Source organism: Sulfitobacter maritimus (genome assembly GCF_013346665.1).
Lineage (GTDB): Bacteria > Pseudomonadota > Alphaproteobacteria > Rhodobacterales > Rhodobacteraceae > Sulfitobacter > Sulfitobacter maritimus.
Genome location: NZ_JABVBB010000038.1, coordinates 450558 through 469975, shown reverse-complemented (window position 1 = coordinate 469975; position 19418 = coordinate 450558). Strand labels below are relative to the sequence as shown.

The 19418-nt window shown below is 59.4% G+C and carries 21 protein-coding genes; 11 read left to right on the top strand and 10 right to left on the bottom strand.

What is annotated here, in order from left to right; genetic code table 11:
* Positions 1-19: 19 nt before the first annotated feature.
* Positions 20-949, top strand: coding sequence for a YihY/virulence factor BrkB family protein (locus tag HTT03_RS17085; RefSeq protein WP_174860988.1), 930 nt, complete (start codon positions 20-22; stop codon positions 947-949).
* A gap of 6 nt (positions 950-955) precedes the next feature.
* Here the strand turns inward: HTT03_RS17085 and HTT03_RS17080 are convergent, their stop codons facing one another.
* Positions 956-1684 (bottom strand): Crp/Fnr family transcriptional regulator, encoded by a 729-nt coding sequence (locus HTT03_RS17080; protein ID WP_174860987.1) that lies wholly within the window; start codon positions 1682-1684, stop codon positions 956-958.
* Between the two features lie 89 nt (positions 1685-1773).
* On the opposite strand from HTT03_RS17080, the gene HTT03_RS17075 reads away from it, so the two are divergent.
* Positions 1774-2124, top strand: coding sequence for a DNA-binding transcriptional response regulator (locus tag HTT03_RS17075; protein ID WP_174860986.1), 351 nt, complete (start codon positions 1774-1776; stop codon positions 2122-2124).
* Here HTT03_RS17075 and HTT03_RS17070 read toward each other — a convergent pair.
* From HTT03_RS17070 to HTT03_RS17060, 3 genes are all read right to left on the bottom strand, one after another.
* Complete coding sequence (locus tag HTT03_RS17070) at positions 2096-2446, bottom strand: phage holin family protein (protein WP_174860985.1); 351 nt, start codon at positions 2444-2446, stop codon at positions 2096-2098. The two genes, HTT03_RS17075 and HTT03_RS17070, sit on opposite strands and share 29 nt — an antisense overlap.
* Positions 2446-2751: an ElaB/YgaM/YqjD family protein gene (locus tag HTT03_RS17065; protein ID WP_174860984.1), complete on the bottom strand. Its 306-nt coding sequence runs from the start codon at positions 2749-2751 to the stop codon at positions 2446-2448. The genes HTT03_RS17070 and HTT03_RS17065 overlap by 1 nt, the downstream gene beginning before the upstream one ends.
* A 126-nt stretch (positions 2752-2877) precedes the next feature.
* Positions 2878-3687, bottom strand: coding sequence for a response regulator (locus HTT03_RS17060; RefSeq protein ID WP_174860983.1), 810 nt, complete (start codon positions 3685-3687; stop codon positions 2878-2880).
* A gap of 94 nt (positions 3688-3781) precedes the next feature.
* Here HTT03_RS17060 and HTT03_RS17055 point away from each other — a divergent pair, with 94 nt between their 5' ends.
* The 4 genes from HTT03_RS17055 to HTT03_RS17040 all read left to right on the top strand — a co-directional run bounded on the left by HTT03_RS17055 (position 3782) and on the right by HTT03_RS17040 (position 6535).
* On the top strand, positions 3782-3952 hold the full coding sequence (locus HTT03_RS17055) for a NepR family anti-sigma factor (RefSeq protein WP_174860982.1): 171 nt from the start codon (positions 3782-3784) through the stop codon (positions 3950-3952).
* Positions 3952-4509, top strand: a complete 558-nt coding sequence (locus tag HTT03_RS17050; RefSeq protein ID WP_174860981.1) for an RNA polymerase sigma factor — start codon at positions 3952-3954, stop codon at positions 4507-4509. The genes HTT03_RS17055 and HTT03_RS17050 overlap by 1 nt, the downstream gene beginning before the upstream one ends.
* 2 nt (positions 4510-4511) lie before the next feature.
* A complete protein-coding gene (locus HTT03_RS17045) occupies positions 4512-6236 on the top strand; it encodes a sensor histidine kinase (protein WP_174860980.1) in 1725 nt (574 codons plus the stop codon).
* 131 nt (positions 6237-6367) lie between these two features.
* Positions 6368-6535 carry a hypothetical protein gene (locus HTT03_RS17040; RefSeq protein ID WP_174860979.1) on the top strand — a complete coding sequence of 56 codons (168 nt, stop codon included), beginning with the start codon at positions 6368-6370 and terminating at the stop codon, positions 6533-6535.
* 86 nt (positions 6536-6621) lie between these two features.
* On the opposite strand, the gene HTT03_RS17035 is transcribed toward HTT03_RS17040, so the two are convergent.
* On the bottom strand, positions 6622-7173 hold the full coding sequence (locus tag HTT03_RS17035) for a cupin domain-containing protein (RefSeq protein WP_174860978.1): 552 nt from the start codon (positions 7171-7173) through the stop codon (positions 6622-6624).
* A gap of 185 nt (positions 7174-7358) precedes the next feature.
* Between HTT03_RS17035 and gabT the strand changes: the two genes are divergently transcribed.
* From gabT to HTT03_RS17010, 5 genes are all read left to right on the top strand, one after another.
* The gene (gene gabT / locus HTT03_RS17030; RefSeq protein WP_174860977.1) at positions 7359-8756 is read left to right on the top strand and encodes a 4-aminobutyrate--2-oxoglutarate transaminase; all 1398 of its coding nucleotides are present in this window, start codon (positions 7359-7361) and stop codon (positions 8754-8756) included.
* A 126-nt stretch (positions 8757-8882) separates the two neighbouring features.
* The gene (locus HTT03_RS17025; protein WP_174860976.1) at positions 8883-9629 is read left to right on the top strand and encodes an SDR family oxidoreductase; all 747 of its coding nucleotides are present in this window, start codon (positions 8883-8885) and stop codon (positions 9627-9629) included.
* A gap of 8 nt (positions 9630-9637) precedes the next feature.
* Positions 9638-10627 (top strand): P1 family peptidase, encoded by a 990-nt coding sequence (locus tag HTT03_RS17020; protein WP_174860975.1) that lies wholly within the window; start codon positions 9638-9640, stop codon positions 10625-10627.
* The gene (locus HTT03_RS17015) at positions 10620-11426 is read left to right on the top strand and encodes an alpha/beta fold hydrolase (protein WP_174860974.1); all 807 of its coding nucleotides are present in this window, start codon (positions 10620-10622) and stop codon (positions 11424-11426) included. The genes HTT03_RS17020 and HTT03_RS17015 overlap by 8 nt, the downstream gene beginning before the upstream one ends.
* Position 11427: 1 nt before the next feature.
* On the top strand, positions 11428-12795 hold the full coding sequence (locus tag HTT03_RS17010; protein ID WP_174860973.1) for a tetratricopeptide repeat protein: 1368 nt from the start codon (positions 11428-11430) through the stop codon (positions 12793-12795).
* Positions 12796-12826: 31 nt separating this feature from the next.
* Here HTT03_RS17010 and HTT03_RS17005 read toward each other — a convergent pair whose 3' ends face one another.
* The 5 genes from HTT03_RS17005 to hemC form a co-directional block, all read right to left on the bottom strand.
* Complete coding sequence (locus tag HTT03_RS17005; RefSeq protein ID WP_174860972.1) at positions 12827-13516, bottom strand: fumarylacetoacetate hydrolase family protein; 690 nt, start codon at positions 13514-13516, stop codon at positions 12827-12829.
* Between the two features lie 89 nt (positions 13517-13605).
* Positions 13606-15315 (bottom strand): hydantoinase B/oxoprolinase family protein, encoded by a 1710-nt coding sequence (locus tag HTT03_RS17000; RefSeq protein ID WP_174860971.1) that lies wholly within the window; start codon positions 15313-15315, stop codon positions 13606-13608.
* 4 nt (positions 15316-15319) lie between these two features.
* Positions 15320-17398: a hydantoinase/oxoprolinase family protein gene (locus tag HTT03_RS16995; RefSeq protein ID WP_174860970.1), complete on the bottom strand. Its 2079-nt coding sequence runs from the start codon at positions 17396-17398 to the stop codon at positions 15320-15322.
* A gap of 61 nt (positions 17399-17459) precedes the next feature.
* On the bottom strand, positions 17460-18392 hold the full coding sequence (locus HTT03_RS16990) for a LysR family transcriptional regulator (RefSeq protein ID WP_174860969.1): 933 nt from the start codon (positions 18390-18392) through the stop codon (positions 17460-17462).
* The gene (gene hemC, locus HTT03_RS16985; protein ID WP_174860968.1) at positions 18389-19336 is read right to left on the bottom strand and encodes a hydroxymethylbilane synthase; all 948 of its coding nucleotides are present in this window, start codon (positions 19334-19336) and stop codon (positions 18389-18391) included. The genes HTT03_RS16990 and hemC overlap by 4 nt, the downstream gene beginning before the upstream one ends.
* Positions 19337-19418: the final 82 nt, after the last annotated feature.

Genomic DNA, 19418 nt, shown 5'->3' with positions numbered 1-19418 from the left:
GGATAGAAAAGGGTTCTCTTTGATACAACGCCGCCTTCCGTCACGCCCGGCGATCTACTGGGATGCTTTCAAAGCCAGTCTGACACAGGCGTCAGAAGCCAATCTTGCGCTTATCTCGGCCGGGGTGGCGTTTTTCGCCATGCTATCGCTCTTTCCGGCTTTGGCGGCGTTGATTGCTCTGCTTGGGCTGATCTCGGACCCGGCCGTGGCGATCGCCCAGTTAGAGGAAGTGCGCAGCCTTTTGCCTAATGATGTCTATGATATCCTGTATTCGCAGGTCACAGGACTGGTGACGGCGCGTGCGGATACGTTGGGTTGGGCAGGGGTCGTGTCTTTGCTGGTGGCGCTCTGGTCGGCGCGTGCCGGGGTCGGTGCGATGGTGATTGGGCTGAATACGGTTTACGGCGAGCGGAACCGCAAGATTGCGCGGCATTATGCGCATGCTTTGCTGTTGACGCTGAGCCTTGTTGCCGTGGGGATCGTGGCCTTGTTGACCGTGGTGGTGGCGCCCATTGTCCTGAGCTTTCTGCCGCTCGGGCCACTGGCTGTTGCGGTAGCTGATTTGCTGCGTTGGACGGTGGCTGTGGTGGTGCTTTTCGCGGGCGTTGGTGTGCTCTACCGATTTGGTCCCAACCGCCGTGCAGCGCGGATCGCGTGGCTGAGCAGCGGGGCCGTTTTGGCGGTTTTGTCTTGGGCAGCCGTCTCTGTAGGGTTTTCCTACTATGTGGCGAACTTTGGCAATTACAATCAGGTGTATGGCTCTATCGGGGCGGTGATCGCGATGTTGGTCTGGCTTTGGATCAGTAGTTTTCTCATCCTCTTTGGTGCATCACTAAACGCCCAGATCGAACGGCGCACCCGGCCTGACAGCACCGTTGGCCCTCCCAAACCCCGCGGTCAGCGGGGGGCCGAGGCGGCGGATACTTGGATCAAGCTGGAACACGACTGAGAGCGACTACATCAAAGGGCGCTTTTGGCGCTGTCCCGGCGTTGTCAGCGCTTCTTTGGCCAAGGCTTCGACACTGTTGATTTGCAAGACCCCGTCTGCCCAAGACAGCAATTGCCGTTCCCTAAGCGCGGCGATTTTTTTGTTGGTATGCACCAGCGACAGGCCAAGCGCATCAGCCAGATCGCGCTGCGTATAGGGCAGTGGCATTTGATTGTGCGTGACCATGCCAAGTGATTGGCCGCGCTCGAAAATCTTGAGCAAGGCCCAAGCGATCGCCTGCGAAGCGGTGCGCTGGCCAATGGTGGCGAGCACTTCGCCCATGAAGTGCTCTTCGATAGCGGCAAGCCAGGTGATGTCAAAGGCGCGTTCGGGGTGGGATTTGAAAAAGCTATAGAACTCACTGCGGTTAAAAACGCAGAGCCGCATATGGGTTCGTGCCTCAACCGAATGGCCCATCTCGCCCATCACACCGGCCTGCAAGCCGATAAAATCGCCCGGAAACACGAAATTGATGACCTGCCGCTTGCCGTTTTCCAAGGTCTTATCGCGGATGCCCATGCCGGATAGTGCGGTGTAAAGCTGGGGAGCGTTTGACCCTTCCAAAAGGATCGGAGTGCCGGGCTCGACCGTCAGCTCACCAGATTTGAACTTCTCCATGAACATAAGTTCTTCTTTGGTCATGGGCAGGAAAGCTTCTTTGCGCTGCAACGGACAATAGCGGCATTGTGTCGGCATTGGTTAAATCTGCCCTTCTATGTCATAGTTTAATGCGCGGCCTGTGCGAGCAGCCTAGACAGATACTTTTAACCCCCGGGGGAAGAGCCATGTCTATCCTGATCTACGAACCGGACCCAGTGGTATGTTCGGATATCAACGAAACTCTTTCCGCCGCGTATCCGCAATGCAAAATTGACGTTCTCGATGCTTTCGACATTTCCCGCATCGTCGATAAGATCAGTGAAATCGGCGTGGCCGTGTTCTCTGTTACCCAAGAAGAGATCCAGCAGTGGCTGCCCGAACTGCGCAATCTGCGGGCTTGGTTCCCGGTTGTGCTGATCGTGGACGACACGCCGCACACAGTTGAGGCGGCAGCGGGTCTCGACTATGTGGCCCGCCCATTTTCCAGCAACACTTTGCTATCGACTATCAGCGACGTGCTTTCTGGCCAGCGGTGATCCCGGCGAGAAAGGCCATGACGAGGCTCTTTGCGCCCTCATGTTCGGGCGGATTAGGGCTGCTCGCCGCAGGTCTTGAGGGCGCAGCACCGTCACGCGGACTGGCAAGCGCCAGCATAAGAAAGCCGACACCAAGATAGAGCGCGCCCAAGATCAGGGCTGCGGTCAGTGCAGAGGCAATAGTGACAAGAAAAAGCCATGCGGCGAGCGTCAGAAACAACAGGCCGATTAAAAGCATGATCGCCGCGCCGACACTCAGCATGGCTGTCCGCGCGGCCCGTCTAACCGAGCCGCGCAGATGTTGCATAACGCTCGCAAGCATCAGCGACGCGCCGTTATGATACCGACGAGAAAGCCCAAACCAGCAGCAATTCCAAGCGCGGTTCCGGGTTGCGTTTGAAGAAACTCTTCGGCCTGCTTTTGCGCTTCCATCGCTTTGAGGCGCCCGGCGTCAGACAAGTCTTGCGCTGCGCCGCGTGCTGTGTCGCGCACCTCTTCGGACTTCGCTTTGCCGTATTCTCCCAACGTCTCTGTCAAAGACGCGATGTCTTTTTTCAGAAGCGTGATTTGATCCGAAAGTTCTTCGAGTGTGATCTGACTGCCGTTCGCGTTGGGGGTCTTAGCCATGAGGAAGGCTCCTGCTGGGTGATTTGATTTGGCCTAGGCGGGCCTTTTCATAGTTTTACCCCGCGCGGCGGGCGCGCGGGGGGCCTTATGGGCACTGCAACGATTGCAGATTGCCTCGCCTTCAGATCAGGCGTTGAGCGTTTCTGTGGAGGAGAAGAACATCGCCTGCGACACGGCGGAGACGACCTGATCAACCGAGTAGGGTTTGGAGATCAAGAACGCCGGCTCAGGTTTATCGCCGGTCAGCAGACGCTCGGGGAAGGCCGTGATAAAGATCACAGGGCGCATGCCAAGTTCCTGCAGCAGATCGTTGACCGCGTCGATGCCCGAGGAGTTGTCGGCAAGCTGGATGTCCGCGAGGATCAGATCAGGTACATCGGCCTTGCCCAGTTTCACCGCTTCGTCGCGGGTGCGGGCGATGCCGGTGACCCGGTGACCCATATCTGCAACGATGGATTCAATGTCCATCGCGATGATCGCTTCGTCCTCGATGATCATCACCGATCCCGACGTGCTATCGGCCATCTCACGGTGGGCGATCTGAATCAGCTCATCGGCTTCTTCCTTGTCCACCCCAATGATCGCCGCGATTTGCTCGTGAGAGAACCCTTCGATCGTGTGCAACAAAAGCGCCTCACGGCTGTTATTGGTCAGGCTGGCTAGGTGGCGCTGCGCCTTGGCCCGCGGGCCGCTCTCGCCTTCCTCGACCGGGGCGCCTGCGCTCGCCCAAATACCGTAGAGAACCTTGAACAAACCGGTCTTTGTATCCACACCGTCAAGCACCGAGCGATCCACCAAAATAGCCTCCAGCGCGGCAGCAGCGAAAGTGTCGCCGCTGGTCTGGCTACCTGTCATCGCCCGCGCGAACCGGCGAAGATAGGGGATGTTCGCGCCCAGTTCATCGCTGATGCTGGTCTTTTGTGTCGCATCGTTCATTTAGTCGGATCCTTTTTAACTTTTCTTGGAACCAAACACCCAGACATTGTGTTTGGTTCCAGTATGCGTACATAATTATTCAAACGGGACGACGATGCCAGAGGTGATGTTAGTGAACTCAGGAAACAACGACGAGCGCGAGCGCGTTATTGATGACAACCTCAAGCGGGTTTTCGAAGAGACGCTCGAAGAAGGCATCCCTGATCGCTTTAAAGAGCTGCTTCAAAAGCTGAAGGAACAGGACTCAGAAAAAGGATCGTCATAATGAACCGTTCCGATCCGCGCGATGAGCTGGTAGAGCATCTGCCGGCCATGCGGGCCTTTGCCATCAGCCTTACGCGAAATGGTGCCACGGCAGATGACATGGTGCAGGATACACTTGTAAAAGCTTGGACCAATATCGACAAATTTGAAGTCGGCACAAACATGCGTGCATGGCTGTTCACCATTCTGCGCAATACCTACTACTCGTCCCGTCGTAAGGCCAAGCGCGAAGTCTCTGATGTAGATGGTGTTCTGACAGATGGCTTGGCCGAGAAGCCGGCTCATGATGGCCACATGCAGATGACCGATTTCCGCAAAGCACTGGCTTTGTTGAAAGACGAGCAGCGCGAAGCCCTGCTTTTGGTTGGCGCTTCCGGGTTTTCCTATGAGGAAGCGGCCGATATGTGTGGCGTTGCAGTGGGCACGATCAAAAGCCGGACTAACCGCGCGCGCGCCCGTCTGGCAGAGCTTTTGGGTCACCATGATGACGAGTCACTGGAGATGACAGATGACGCCACTATGTCTGTCCTATCTGCATCAAAGGTATCTTCTTTCTAGACATGACTTCTGGCTTTTTCAGCGGTGACTTGATGCGCGGGCTGACGATCCGCGTATTGCTGTTTTTGTCCCTCGCGCTCTTGCCCATCGGCTTGATCGCGGTGGTGCAAACGCGGCAAATCGCTGACCAAAGTCGCGAAAGTGCTGAATTGTCCCTGATTGCTGTAACGGAGCAGGCATCTTCCGCTGAGCGTCAGGTCATTCAAGAAGCCTTTGGGGCCGCCGAAGCCCTAACATCTATCGTCCGCTTACGGCGCGATGACCCGCAGGAATGTACGGATTTTCTCCGCGAGTATAAGCAGGCCTCTGACATATACTCTTTGGTGGGGTTTATCGGCCTCGACGGGCGGATGACATGCTCCTCCACCGGACAAGAGCATGATTTTTCTGAGGTCGATAACTTCAAACAACTGCTGAAGAACCCGGTACGCCGCGCCATGCCAGTTATGCAAGGCGAGGTAAGCAAGCAGGTCGTTACACTGATCAATGCGCCCGTTTATGAAAATAGGGAATTGATCGGTTTTATGTCCCTCAGCATCCCGCAAGATGCCATCAATGCGGTCCGTGAAAACCCGGACAAATACAGCAACGTCGCGATGATGACGGTGAACAAGATGGGGCATATCCTCACCACCGAGAATGGGCTGGAAACGGCGAAACAAGAGTACCCCGCCGACGTGGCACTGCCGCTGCTGACCACCAAAGAGTCGAGCGTTTTCCTGTCTAAGAACGCGGTCGGCACAGACCGCGCCTATGCTATTGTTCCCATTGTCCCAGAGACGGTCTATGCGCTCAGCGTTTGGCCGCGTGACACCCCCTTCCTTGATACCGGCGTCTCCACCCGGCTAAGCGCGTTGCTGCCGATTGTGATGTGGGTCGCGAGCCTAATCGTCGCGTTTTGGGCGTTGAACCGGTTGGCGATCAATCACATTCGCAAGCTTGGCCGGCAGATGCGGCGCTTCGCGCTAAACCGGACCCTGCCACGCGGCACGCTTGGGCCATCAGTCCCGACGGAGCTGGTGGAGATGGAAGCGGCGTTTATCGGCATGGCAGAGTCGATCCTGCGCGATGAAGCCACCCTTGAAGACAGCCTGCGGCAGAAGAACATTTTGCTGAAAGAGGTCCACCACCGGGTCAAAAATAACCTGCAACTTATCTCTTCGATTATGAACATGCAGATCAGGCAGGCAAAAAGTGAAGACGCGCGGTTTGTGTTACGTCGTCTCCAAGAACGCATCCTGAGCCTCGCCACGGTTCACAAGAACCTCTACCAAAACGATGATCTGGTACGGGTCGATGCGAGCGAACTGCTGCGCGAAATCGTTAACCAGAGCCTTTCGATTGGACTGCCTTCCGGCGGCGGCGTGCAGGTTGATCAGAATTACGAAACCATTGAGATCGACGCTGACGATGCAGCCCCCCTGACGTTGCTGGTGTCCGAAGCGGTGACCAATGCGTTGAAATATGTCTCTACCGTCGCGCCCGGCACTGGCTTCATTTCGCTAAAACTGAGCTACACCGGGCCTGAACAGGCGATGCTGGAAGTGCGCAATACAATCGGCAACCCGGAGGAAGTGCAAACTGGCACTGGTCTCGGGTCTCGTCTGATCCTTGCCTTTACCCGACAGTTAAACGGGCAGGTCGAGATTGAAACTCGCGATGGTGTCTATGAAATGCGGGTCAACTTCCCTGTGCCGACAGACAGCAAGATGGTTTACGATTACTAAACGCCTATCTGCGAAACTTTGCCGAGAATGCGGCGTTTGGGTAACATGGCTGTGTTGCCGAAATTTTTGTCGGAACCCTTTGCGAGGCGTGCAGTTGAGACCCTGAAACGCACATTGGAAAGGATATGGAGATGACCACGGAGCTCTTTCTCAGCGGCCTGACTATCCTGACCTTGGCAGCAGTCATTATTCTGGCCCTGACGACGGGCCGAAGGGAACTTCATGAAGAAGAAGACCGCGCCGGAACAAACGAACGGCAACCGGAAACGCAAAGGTCAAACTACAGGTCAGACTACTGAAGACCCAAGCATGAACTTCGGCCCTGAACACATGTTCGGGGCCGAAGTTCGTCGGGGCCCCAGCCGGGGGCCGATCCATATCCCGCCTAAAAACTCGGCGGTGTGCAGGCGCTTACAACTTCGCAAACCGTGTCGCTCAGATTGCGAAAGCGATGGGGCAAGCGGCTGTCGAACAGATACCCATCGCCTGCCTGCAACTCTGTCACCGCTCCATCCACAGTGACTTCAATACGTCCCCGCACCACGATGCCTGCCTCTTCCCCCTCATGGCTTAACCACTCCGGCCCGGTATCCGCACCCGGTTCGTAGGACTCATGTAGCACCTGCAACGCGTGGTTTTCTGCATTGCCAAGTTGGCGCAACGACACACCGCCCTGACTGCTGGGCGAGATTTCGATAAGTTCCTCGGACCGGTAGAAAACCTTGCTCGTGTCCTCTTCCTCTATGATCGAAAAGAACTCGGCCATGCTAATCGGAATCGCGTCGAGCAGGCTTTTCAAAGATGCGACAGAGGGGCTGGTCCGGTTCTTCTCGATCAGCGAAATAGTGCCATTGGTTAGACCGGCCCGCGCGGCCAGCTCACGCTGAGAAAGCCCATGCTGCTTGCGCAGGAGTTTTAATTTATTGCCAATATCCAATGACTTGCCTCTATCCAGTTACGTTGACCAACCGTTCGCCGCTGAAGGCAAATTCACGGTGGATCGCCGCTCGTTTAAATAAGGGGCAGATTGGCGATTGACAATTATATTCAACGCAACAATAGATTTTTTAAACGCCGTGGCGTCACTTGTTCTTTTCTCATGCCCACAAAGGTTTTAATCCTATGTCCAGCACTGCCAAAAAATCCTCCCGCAAATCCGCCAAGGCGAAGGCCGCCCCGCAGATGACCGTGGTCGAAACCAACCCAGCCACGCAGCCAAGCGACCTCACCAATGCGGCGCTGGTCGCACGCCGCGACGCTGCTGTTCCGCGCGGTGTTGCTTCTGCGGCGCCGATCTATGCAAAATACGCCGAGAACGCCGAACTTTGGGACGTTGAAGGCAACCGCTACATCGATTTCGTCGGCGGCATCGGCGTGCTCAACACTGGCCACCGCCACCCAAAGGTCGTTGAAGCGGCCAAAGCGCAGGAAGATCACTACACGCACACCAGCTTTCAGGTGGTCCCCTATGGCCCCTACGTTGAACTGGCCGAAAAGCTGAACACCCTGGCGCCCGGCGACGCGCCGAAAAAGACACTTCTGGTCACCACCGGCGCTGAAGCCGTCGAAAACGCGGTAAAGATCGCGCGGGCAGCGACAGGACGTCCGGGCGTAATCGCCTTCACTGGAAGCTACCATGGCCGGACGCTGTTGACGCTGGGCATGACTGGTAAAATCACTCCCTACAAAAAGGACGTGGGGCCGTTCCCATCCGATGTATTCCGGGCGCCTTTCCCGTCTCAGCGCGACGGAATCACCGTTCAGGACGCAATCACCGGCCTTAAAAACCTGTTTTTGACCGATGCTCAGCCAGAGCGCATTGCGGCCATCATCATTGAGCCTGTGTTGGGCGAAGGCGGCTACACCCCCGTTCCGTTCGAAATGATGCGGGAACTGCGTCAAATCTGTGACCAGCACGGCATTCTGCTGATCGCGGACGAAGTGCAGGCTGGGTTTGGCCGCACCGGCACTTGGTTTGCCATTGAACATTCCGGCGTGGTGCCGGACCTTATCACCGTGGCGAAATCCATGGCCGGTGGCTACCCGCTGGCTGGTGTGATCGGGCGTGCGGACGTGATGGATGCAATGGCCCCCGGTGGTCTTGGCGGCACCTATGGCGGCAATCCAGTCGCTTGCGCCGCGGCCTTGGCTGCAATCGAAGTCATTGAAAACGAAGGTCTTTTGGCGCGCTCTACAGCGATGGGTGAAACCCTCAAGGCCCGCTTTGCCGAGATCGGCGCCCGCGCTGCCCCCTACCGTTTTTGGGACATTCGCGGACTGGGCGCGATGGTGGCGGTCGAGTTCGTTACTGACTTTGACAGCGGCAAACCAGATGCCGATTTTACCAAACGTGTCATTGCCCATGCGTTGCAGCGCGGACTGTTGCTGCTGAGTTGTGGCATGCACGGCAACGCCGTCCGCGTCATGGTCCCTCTGACCGCATCTGATGCGATTTTGGACGAAGGTCTGGCAATTTTCGAAGCGGCTGTCGCGGCGGCAGTGGCCGAAGAACAGCACTAAAACCACCGAATTACGGCAGTACAAAATCAAGCGCGCAGGGCAGCCTGCGCGCTTTTTCGTTGGCAATGAGGGGTTAAGCGCGCAAACTGAAGGCCAAAGCACAACATAATACGACCGGAGACTGCCATGCGACTGACGGGGAAAACGGCCATTGTTACTGGGGGAGCCTCGGGTTTCGGTGCTGGTATTGTCAGGCGGTTTCAAAGGGACGGAGCGCGGGTGATGATCGCTGATATTGACAGCGACGGCGCCGCTCAATTGGCGCAGGAAATGGGCAATTATGCGACGGCAATACGGGTCGACGTCTCCGACAATGGCTCTGTCCGAGATATGGCAATGGCCGCACGAGACCTCTGGGGTCATATCGACATTCTGGTGAACAACGCAGGGGTCGCGCACCCGCCCGGCGCGCTTGAGGACATCAGCGAAGATGACTTTGACCGAATGTTTCACGTGAATATGAAATCGGTCTTTCGAACTGCACGGACTGTGGTGCCCTACATGAAAGAACGCGGGCGCGGGGTCATCCTCAACATCGCTTCGACAGCCGCAGTTTCGCCCCGCCCCCGGCTGAACTGGTACAATGCGTCGAAAGGTTGGATGATTACCGCGACCAAGACAATGGCGATTGAACTGGCAGAACATGGCATCCGCGTGAACGCGATCAACCCCGCCGCCGGGGAGACACCGCTGCTCAAATCCTTCATGGGTGAAGATACCCCGGAAATGCGCAAAAAGTTGCTGGACACCATCCCCTTGGGGCGCTTCTCTCAGCCGGAAGATATTGGCAATGCGGCGCTGTTTCTCTGTTCTGATGAAGCATCAATGATCACCGGGGTAGCGCTGGAAGTGGACGGTGGCCGCTGTATATGACGACACTAATGAGACGGGGATCGCGCAATTTGATCACCGATGTCGCGGGGCTGAAAGTCGGCAATGCGCAGAACGATGACCTCAAATCCGGTAGCACTGTTCTAATCGGAGACGCGCCATTCACCGCGTCTGTCCATGTCATGGGAGGCGCTCCCGGCACGCGCGAGACTGACCTATTGGCCCCGGATAAGACTGTGGCGGCGGTCGATGCGCTTGTGCTTTCGGGCGGGTCCGCCTTTGGGTTGGATGCCTGCTCTGGTGTTGTGGACGCGCTGCGTGCGCAGGGCCGCGGCTTTCGTATCGGCGACGCGGTGATCCCATTGGTGCCGGGGGCGATCTTGTTTGACCTGCTGAACGGCGGCAATAAGCAGTGGAAGGCAAACCCCTACCCTGCGCTTGGCCGTGCAGCACTTGCAGCGGCGGACGATGACTTTGCCCTTGGCAGTGTGGGCGCGGGGACAGGCGCATTGAGCGCGATGGTCAAGGGCGGTCTGGGCTCTGCGAGCCTCGAATTGGCGGACGGCAGCGTGGTGGGCGCATTGGTCGCCGCTAACCCTGTGGGGGCGGTTACCACGCCGGGTGATCGCTACTTCCACGCCGCCCCTTATGAGATCGACGGGGAATTCGGCGGGCTGGGCCCTGATCCGTCCAGCGGGCTGGGTTTGCAGTTGGAAAGCCGGAAAATGGCTGCCATGTCAGCCCGCGAAAATACGACGATTGCGATTGTCGCCACCGATGCCACGCTGACCAAAGCCGAATGCCAGCGTGTCGCTGTTGCTGCCCATGATGGTATCGCCCGCGCAGTGGTGCCAGCGCATATGCCAAACGACGGTGACTTGGTGTTCTCCCTCAGCACCGCTGCCAAGCCTGCGGGGGATGTGGCCCTTATCGGCCATGCCGCTGCCCTTTGCCTATCGCGCGCCATCGCCCGCGCGATCTATGCCGCCACCCCCGCCAAGGGGGATTTGCTGCCCTGTTGGAGCACGCTGAATGCCTGACCTGTCCCTGCCCGATGTCTCCCTACATTATGAGGTCGAGGGCAACGGCCCCGCGCTTTTGATGCTCGCAGGGATGCTAGGCGATAGCGCCAGTTGGGGCGCGTTGGCCCCTTTGCTGCGCGACCACTTTACCCTGATCCGCCCTGATAACCGTAGCACCGGGCGCACGACCCCATGGAACGCTGAGATTAGTGTCATGCATATGGCGCAAGACGCGCTGGCGCTGATGGACCACCTCGGCCATGAGCAGTTCCATGTGGTCGGTCATTCCATGGGCGGGCTGATGGGGATGGAACTGACGGGTTTGGCACCGGAGCGCGTCAGGATGCTCGGCATCGTCGCCTCGGCTCCGGTCCGCGCACCACGGACGATGGCCGTGTTTGACGCTCTCTTGGCCGTTCGTCGCGCACCGGAGGGAGAGGCGCTTTGGCTGCGGGCGCTCTACCCGTGGATATTTGCGCCGACATTCTTTGCACAAGCTGAAAACGTGGAAGACGCCCTTGCGGCGGCATTGGCCTATCCCCATGCGCAAAGCGCGGATGCCATGGCCCATCAACTCGACGCCTTGCGCAGCTTCCGCCCTACAGTGCGACCTGCTGATCTGCCCTGCCCGATCCTTGTCCTGCACGGTGCCGATGACATCCTGATCCCCCGCGCCGCCGCTGAAGCGGCCTTTGCGAAAATCCCTGATGTGGCACAATTTACCCTGCCGGACGCGGGCCACTCGATCCACTGGGACGCCGCCGAGGCTGTCGCTGCCCACCTGGGCAAATTCCACGCAACGCTTTCGGAGACCTAAGATGACAAGAGACCTCTATGGGCTGGAGATAACCGCGAGCCGCCCTGAGACCGTTCAAGCGATTAACGATTTCATCCATGGTTTTCTGTCCTACCAACCCAAAGCCGCTGGTATTGTCGTCGCAGCAGATGCAGACCCCGAGAACGCTCTGGTCAATGCCTATGCCGCGCTGTTGTGGATGTTTCTCGAAAACCCAGACGCCCCGGAAAAGGCTCATCCCTATCTGAAGCGCGCCGAGGCGGCATCTGGCGCGAACCCGCGCGAGCGAAAGGTGGTGCAGGCGGTCGGCCATTGGGTCAGCGGCGATGTGCCTGCGCTGATCACCTGCTGTGACCAGATCACCGATCGGTGGCCCCGCGATTTGGCAATGCTAAAGCTCGCGCAGTATCACCTGTTCAACCAAGGTGATGCTGCCGAGATGCTGCGCATCGCGCTTAAATCTCTCCCAGCGGCGGAGGACATTGCCTACATCCACGGCATGATCGCCTTTGGCTATGAGCAATGCCACCTGCTCGACCGCGCGGAAGCCGCCGCACGCCGTGCAATGGAACTGCGCCCGGATGAACCTTGGGCGCATCACGCCTTGGCCCATGTCATGCTGACCGAAGGCAGGATCGCGGAAGGGGCGCGGTTTATGGAAAGCGTGGCTGAAACTTGGGCCGGACTGAACTCATTTATGCGCAGTCACAACTGGTGGCATCTGACGCTGTTTTACCTGTCACAAGGCCGCCATGACGACGTACGCCGCGCCTATGACCAGCATATCTGGGGGCTTGAGAAAGACTACTCGCAGGACCAAATCGGGGCCGTGTCGCTCTTGGCGCGGATGGAGTTTGCCGGGGTTGATGTGGGGGATCGCTGGGATGATGTGGCCGATCATGTTGCGGCAAGGGGGCTGGACACGGTCAGCCCCTTCCTAACGTTGCAGTATCTTTACGCGCTGTGCTGCACAGGGCGTCCTGAGGCGAAGGAGATGCTCGCGGCGATCGAAGCGCGGGCCAAAGACAGCGCGGCCCACGATCACGCCGCTTGGGCCGAAGTGGCTCTGCCCGCCGCGCGGGGGATCGTGGCTCATGCAGAGAAAGACTGGGATGAAGCGATCCAGCAAATGGGCATGGCGCTGCCTCGGATGGCGGAATGCGGCGGCAGCCATGCACAGCGTGATCTGTTTGAGCAAATCCACATAGACGCTCTGATCCGAGGTGGCCGGACCTCTGCCGCGCAGCAGGTCTTGGAGATGCGCCGGGCCAATGATCCCGATAGCGTGCCGCTGAACTTGATGCTAGGCGAGGTTTACGATCACTCCGGCCTGCCTGATCTTGCTGCGGAAGCACGCGCCCGTGCCGAGCGGACGCAGGCGCGCGTGTGACCTAAATGAAGCTCTGAGACTCGCGCGCCGGTTAAGCGCGCGGGCCGATGGTCACTTCAAATTCGGCAATGCCATCAACACCGCCGGTCAGCACATCACCGGGCAGCACAGGGCCAACCCCCGCAGGCGTTCCGGTCATAATGAGGTCCCCCGGCGCAAGTTTGACTGCCCGCGACAACGTCGCCGTATGCTCGCGCACCGACCAGATCATATCGGCGAGGTCGGCCTCTTGTTTCATCTCCCCATTCACTGCCAACCAAATGCGCCCTTTGGTGACAGAACCAACCTCGGCCAGCGGCAAGAGCGGCGCAATCGGCGCTGAATGGTCAAAGGCTTTGCCCCAGTCCCACGGGCGGCCCATTTTCTTGGCTTCCGCCTGAAGATCACGCCGGGTGAGGTCGATACCCGCAGAGGCGCCCCAGATGTGATCCATCACATCCTCTTCAGCGATATTCGCGCCCCCTTTGCCAATGGCAATGACGAGTTCCGACTCAAAGTGGAAGTCATTTGTCAGCGGCGGATAGGGCACGGTGCAGGGGGTGTCAGAGACAGCATCGGCGGGCTTGGTAAAGAAGAACGGCGGTTCGCGGGTGTCGTTGCCCATCTCAACCACATGGGCCTCATAATTACGGCCCACGCAGAACACGCGACGCACCGGGAAACGGTCGCTGGTGCCTTGCACTGCAAGGCTGCTCTGCTTGGGGGGATCGATCACGTACATTGCTGGTCTCCTTTGCGCCGCAAGCTGCGCCCAAGGAACACTGAGCCCTGGCCGCAGTCAATGTCCCCTGCCGCTAGCGCGGAAATCGGCTACAGATCAACGCCCTTGCGGATCGCCTCTTGTACCTCGTGGATTTCCTCGGCGGTTAGACCATAGTCAGCGGCGGCAACCTCGGCGCTGATGTAACCACGCAGAAGGTCGCGTTTGACCAAGTCTTTCGGGCGTTCAGCGGCATTGCCGTAGCCCGCGCCACCGGGGAAAGCCATCATCACTCGGCGACCATGTGGCACGAACTGTTTGCCCTTGCCGCGCATCGGGGTGCCATCGTCCTGCGCGATGGTCGTCGGCGCACCGGGCTTGCCGCCCTGCCGCCCACGAGCGGGATGATCCACCCGGTCGAACATGGCCTGCATATCGAACTCATGCCCCTCGCGGGCGCCGACTTCCATATACTGGCCCAATCCGCCGCGCTGACGCCCTGCACCGCCGCTGTCGGGCCGCAGCTCCTTGCGCCAGATCACCACCGGGCCTGCGTGTTCCGTGGCCTCAACGGGCATGGTCATCACACCCGACGGGAAGGCCGTGGCGTTCAGCCCGTCAAACTGAGGCCGCGCGCCGGAGCCGCCGGAGTTAAAGGTCAGCACCTCAGCCCGCCGCGCGCCCTTGGGCGCTGCGGCATCCGTGCGCGGACGCAGACTCACTTGGAAGTTACACAGGCAGCCCGCGCCCTCGGCAGGCACCAGATTGGGCAGGATTTGGTCCAGCGCGGCATAGACCGTATCCGGTACGAAATGCCCCACGATATGGCGCAGCGCCACCGGCGCGGGGTGCAGTGCATGTACGATGGTGTTCTCTGGAGCCGCGATCTGGAACGGTGCGAGCGAAGCTGCGTTGTTCGGAATCTCTGGCGCAATGGCGCATTTCAACGCGTAGCAGGCATAGGCTTTGGTATAGACCAATGGACAGTTAATGCCCTTTTTATCAATCCCTGAGGTGCCAGCGAAATCTGACAGGATACGGTCTTCTTCGATACTCACCTTCACCTTTAGCGTGATCGGCGTGTCGAAGCCATCAATCGTCATCTCGCCCGTTGCCTGCTCACGCGGCAGCGCATTGATCCGTTCCAAGGTAGCGCGGCGAGAGTTGTCGAGGATGAAGGCGGCGATGCCTTCGAGGTCGGCAAGGTCGAACTCCTCCATCATATCGATCAGGCGGCGATGGCCGATTTCGTTACAGGTGGTCAGCGCGTAGATGTCGCCGACGAGTTGATCCGGTTCGCGCACGTTGCCGCGAATGATGCGCACGAGGGTCTCGTCCACCTTCCCCGCATCCGCAAACTTCATGATCGGCAGATAGAGCCCTTCTTCATAGACACTCGCTGCATCCGCGCCAAACCCGCGCCCGCCGATGTCGACGATATGCGCCGTACAGGCAAAGAAGCCGACCAGCTTGCCACGGTGAAACGACGGGGTGACCATGGTGATGTCATGCAGGTGGCCGGTGCCCTCCCACGGGTCGTTGGTGATGTAGACATCGCCCTCAAGGATGTTCTGCCGCCCGATCCGCCGGATGAAATGCGCCACCGCATCGGCCATGGCGTTAACGTGGCCCGGCGTGCCGGTGACCGCTTGGGCCAGCATCTGACCGTCCGTGTCATAAACCCCTGCTGAGAGGTCGCCCGCTTCGCGTACCGAGGTGGAAAAGGCCGTGCGCACCAGCGCCTGCGCTTGCTCCTCGACGACCGAAATCAAGCGGTTCCACATGACCTGATAGGCGACGTTTGAATGTGTCTGTGCCATGTCTTTACCCTTTCACGGTGATGTCGATGCAGCCGTCTGGCTGACAGATGGCTTGGCGCGAGCTGGGGATAATAATGGTGGTCTCATCCTCGGTGATCGCGGCGGGGCCTTGGGTGGTGGCCCCCGGCGACATGCCACCGCGCAAGACCACCGCAGCGTCGCAATACTTCGACAGCGCCGGGTCGAACATCTGCCGTGTTAGAGCCACATCTGCCGCATCGCCGCCGGTCTGCTCCGGGGTCCGGGCGACCTCTTCTGGCGGCGTGGTGGCATTGACGGCCCAAACCGTGATCTCGATATCCAGCCCCTCCACCGTGCGGCCAAAGAGCTTGGCATAATCGGCTTCAAACAGCGCCTCGAACCGGGCGGCATCGGGGTTCATCGCTTCCTCTTCGCTCAGGATGATCGGGATTTCCCAGCCCTGACCGCTGTAGCGCATATAGACTTTGAACTCTGACAGAATTCCCGCCGTCGCGTCGCAGTTGCGCACGAAACCCGTTGCCTCGTCCTGCAACTCTGCCAGCAAGGTCTTGATGCGCGGCGCGTCAAAGTCCGACAGCTTCATATAGACCGAGCGGTTGGCCTCGAAGCTAAACGGCGCGCGCAGGAAACCGATGGCCGAGCCGACCCCGGCCCCCGGTGGCACCAGCAGACGCTCGACGCCCAGTTTCTCACAGAGCCGTCCGGCGTGCAGCGGGGCGGCGCCGCCGAAGGCGATCATCGTGTATTCGCTCAGGTCTTCGCCATTCTCCACCGCATGAACGCGGGCGGCATTGGCCATGTTTTCGTCCACCACTTCGGCGAGACCGAAGGCAGCGGTGGCAGCGTCCATGTCCAACTCTTTGCCAATCACGTTCTGCAACGCTGCTTCGGAACCTGCGGTGCTAAGCTGGATTGAGCCGCCCGCAAAGTTGTCAGGGTCAAGCTTGCCCAGCACCAGATCAGCGTCGGTTACAGCGGGTTTCTCACCGCCCCGCCCGTAGCAGGCCGGGCCGGGCTCAGAGCCTGCGCTTTCAGGGCCCACACGGATTTGCCGCATGGCGTCCACATGGGCGAGCGAGCCGCCGCCTGCGCCGATCTCAACCATGTCGATCACCGGGATCGAAATGGGCATGCCGGAGCCTTTCTTGAACCGATAGGTCCGTGCCACTTCAAAGACCCGGCTGGTCTTGGGCGTCTGGTTCTTGATCAGACAGATCTTGGCCGTGGTGCCGCCCATGTCAAAGCTCAGCACCTTGTCCAACCCATAGCGTGCCGCCACGTTGGCCGCGAAAACCGCGCCACCTGCGGGGCCGGATTCCACCAGCCGGACGGGGAATTCGGCGGCGCTTTCGATCGAGATGATGCCGCCGCCGGAATGCATTAGGAAAATGTTGCAGTTCACACCTTCGTCCTGCAAACGCCCTTCGAGCCGCCCGAGATAGGATTTCATCAACGGCTTGATGTAGGCGTTCGCAACGACCGTGTTAAAGCGCTCATACTCACGCATCTGCGGCGAGACTTCGGCAGAGATCGAGACCATGACATCCGGCAGGCGCTCCGCCAGCACCTCCCGGATCATGCGCTCATGGGCGTCGTTCAGATAGGAGTGGATCAGCCCGACAGCGACACTGGTATAGCCCCCCTTGGAGATACGGTCGGCCAGTGCTTCGACCTCGGCACGGTCCAGCGGGGTCAGCACGGCCCCCGTGGCATCGATACGCTCGTTCACCGTGTAGCGCATCTGGCGCGGCAGCAGGGGTTCGGGCAGGGTGAGGTTCAGGTCATATTGCTCAAACCGGCTTTCGGTCCGCATCTCGATCACGTCGCGGAAGCCTTGGGTGGTGATCAGCGCCGTCTTGGCGCCCCGCCGCTCAATCAGCGCGTTGGTGGCCAGTGTCGTGCCGTGGATGATCTGCGTCAGATCGGCAGGGGTGATCCCGGCTTTGGCGCAGACCTGGTGCATCCCATCGATGATCGCATTTTCAGGCGCGGCATAGGTGGTTAGGACTTTGGTTGAGAAACTCTCCCCGCCCTTTTCAAGCACCACATCGGTAAAGGTGCCGCCAATGTCTACGCCCAGTCGGATGGTCGATGCTGCCATGTTTCTCTCCTATTTTGCGCAGGATAGGAGGGTTCTCTGCATCGGTGCAAATTATTATATTCTATGGGCGTGAAAGATTTTTTTGATCCTGCACATCAAAAGCCTCGGCGCAACTGCGTGCCAGTTCTGCGGCGCGGGAGACATGACCGGGCGTGCGCTCCGTGTGGTAACGAGCTGCCACCTGCAGCGGCTGCGGGTGCCATGTGGCCGAAAGTGTTTTCAGCGTGCCTTCGGCCAGTGCCGGCGCAACCATCACACGGGGCATCACGGCCACGCCCATGCCATCCAGCACCATATTCATCGCCGCAGACAGGCTGCTTGACGGCACCAACCGCGCCTTAGGTGCGCGTGTCCCGTCAAAGTAGCCGATAAGATCTTGATAGGCCTGCGTATGCCGCGCGTGACCCAGCACCGGATGACGCACCAAAGCGGCGAGGTCAGGCGCAGGGCCAATCTGCGCGGCAAGCTCTGGGGCGGCGACCCAGATGTAGTCATAGGTTGCAAGGTTCAACTGCCCGCTCGCCGGGGTGGAGAAAGGCGCGGTTTGCACGGTCAGATCGAGCGCATTGGCCGCGAGTTCTTGATCTAGATCGCGCGACAGGTCGACGGTGAGCTCCACGGTAAGGTTGGGATAGGCTTCGGCCAAGCTGCGTAGAAACGGGCGCAGCCATGTGCTGGCGACCACTTCGGTCACCCCAAGGCGCAGACTGTCGTCGATCAGATCGGGTCGTGCCGCAATGTCGACCAACCGTTCAGCCTCGCGCAGCACGCGGCGGGCTTGGACCAAAAGCGCGTGGCCTTTTTCCGTCAGCCGGATTGACCCCGCATCGCGCCGCATCAGCGTCACGCCCAAGGTCGACTCCAACCCCGCAATGCGCGCCGAGATATTTGGCTGCGTGGTATTAAGATGCGCAGCGGCACGGCGGAAGCTGCCAAGGTCCGCGACCCAGATTAGCGCTTCAAGCTGTTTCAGCGTGAAGAGATTGCCGATCATTCGCGCCAGTCAAAAAAGCCCGGCCCTGCTTCAGCCAAGAGCTTGCGCGCCATGTCCTCGCCTGCTTCGGCGCCGTCAGAGATCGCGCAGGTGATATCATCGCCAATGGCGTCTGACCCATCCGGGCGCAGCACTTGGCCGCGCAGACGCATGGTGGTGCCGTTAAGTTCGGCCAGCCCGGCGATTGGCGTCTCACAAGAGCCATCAAGCGCTGCCAAGAACGCGCGTTCGGCGGCCAGTTGTTCGCCGGTCGCACGATCATGGATCGCAGCCAGCATGTCAGCGGCGCGAGGATCATCGATACGCCGCTCGACCCCAATGGCACCCTGTGCAATCGCGGGCAGCATGTCGTCGGTATCAACAGCGGCCTTTGGCACCTCATCCATCTTAAGCCGGTTCAGCCCTGCCATCGCCAGAAAGGTCGCTTCGGCAACGCCATCATCCAGTTTCTTCAAACGGGTTTGCAGGTTGCCGCGAAATTCGACCACTTCCAGATCAGGCCGCCGCAGTTTGACCTGCGCCCGCCGCCGCAGGCTGGAGGTGCCCACGACCGCGCCTTCGGGCAGGTCTGCGATAGACTTCAGGCGGGGCGAAATAAACGCATCGCGCCAGTCTTCACGCGGCAGATAGGTGTCGATCACCAACCCGCCGGGTTGGAGCGTTGGCATGTCCTTCATCGAATGAACCGCAATGTCGATGGAGCCGTCGAGCAGCGCCGCCTCGATCTCGCGGGTAAACAGCCCCTTGCCGCCAATCTCTTTCAGCGGGCGGTCAATGATCCGGTCGCCGGTGGTTTTGATGACGACAATGGTGAACGCCTCAGACGGCAGGTCAAAGGCGGCGGCGAGCCGGTCGCGCACCTCATTCGCTTGCGCGAGCGCCAAGAGCGATCCGCGTGTGCCGATGTTAAGGGGTCGAGCCGGGGTGGGAAGCTGATACGTCATGCCGCATCCCTACCCCCGTCGACATGAACTGACAACTGCTGTACCTCGCATCGTAACGGCTTTGCCACATTAGGAGCGCCAT

Coding starts and splice junctions, on each gene's coding strand:
- HTT03_RS17040 (WP_174860979.1), top strand. CDS start 6,368: ATGACCACGGAGCTCTTTCTCAGCGGCCTGACTATCCTGACCTTGGCA.
- HTT03_RS17015 (WP_174860974.1), top strand. CDS start 10,620: ATGCCTGACCTGTCCCTGCCCGATGTCTCCCTACATTATGAGGTCGAG.
- HTT03_RS17055 (WP_174860982.1), top strand. CDS start 3,782: ATGCCAGAGGTGATGTTAGTGAACTCAGGAAACAACGACGAGCGCGAG.
- hemC (WP_174860968.1), bottom strand. CDS start 19,336: ATGACGTATCAGCTTCCCACCCCGGCTCGACCCCTTAACATCGGCACA.
- HTT03_RS16995 (WP_174860970.1), bottom strand. CDS start 17,398: ATGGCAGCATCGACCATCCGACTGGGCGTAGACATTGGCGGCACCTTT.
- HTT03_RS17005 (WP_174860972.1), bottom strand. CDS start 13,516: ATGTACGTGATCGATCCCCCCAAGCAGAGCAGCCTTGCAGTGCAAGGC.
- HTT03_RS16990 (WP_174860969.1), bottom strand. CDS start 18,392: ATGATCGGCAATCTCTTCACGCTGAAACAGCTTGAAGCGCTAATCTGG.
- HTT03_RS17010 (WP_174860973.1), top strand. CDS start 11,428: ATGACAAGAGACCTCTATGGGCTGGAGATAACCGCGAGCCGCCCTGAG.
- HTT03_RS17070 (WP_174860985.1), bottom strand. CDS start 2,446: ATGCTTGCGAGCGTTATGCAACATCTGCGCGGCTCGGTTAGACGGGCC.
- HTT03_RS17045 (WP_174860980.1), top strand. CDS start 4,512: ATGACTTCTGGCTTTTTCAGCGGTGACTTGATGCGCGGGCTGACGATC.
- HTT03_RS17060 (WP_174860983.1), bottom strand. CDS start 3,687: ATGAACGATGCGACACAAAAGACCAGCATCAGCGATGAACTGGGCGCG.
- HTT03_RS17080 (WP_174860987.1), bottom strand. CDS start 1,684: ATGCCGACACAATGCCGCTATTGTCCGTTGCAGCGCAAAGAAGCTTTC.
- HTT03_RS17065 (WP_174860984.1), bottom strand. CDS start 2,751: ATGGCTAAGACCCCCAACGCGAACGGCAGTCAGATCACACTCGAAGAA.
- HTT03_RS17050 (WP_174860981.1), top strand. CDS start 3,952: ATGAACCGTTCCGATCCGCGCGATGAGCTGGTAGAGCATCTGCCGGCC.
- HTT03_RS17020 (WP_174860975.1), top strand. CDS start 9,638: ATGAGACGGGGATCGCGCAATTTGATCACCGATGTCGCGGGGCTGAAA.
- HTT03_RS17075 (WP_174860986.1), top strand. CDS start 1,774: ATGTCTATCCTGATCTACGAACCGGACCCAGTGGTATGTTCGGATATC.
- HTT03_RS17025 (WP_174860976.1), top strand. CDS start 8,883: ATGCGACTGACGGGGAAAACGGCCATTGTTACTGGGGGAGCCTCGGGT.
- gabT (WP_174860977.1), top strand. CDS start 7,359: ATGTCCAGCACTGCCAAAAAATCCTCCCGCAAATCCGCCAAGGCGAAG.
- HTT03_RS17000 (WP_174860971.1), bottom strand. CDS start 15,315: ATGGCACAGACACATTCAAACGTCGCCTATCAGGTCATGTGGAACCGC.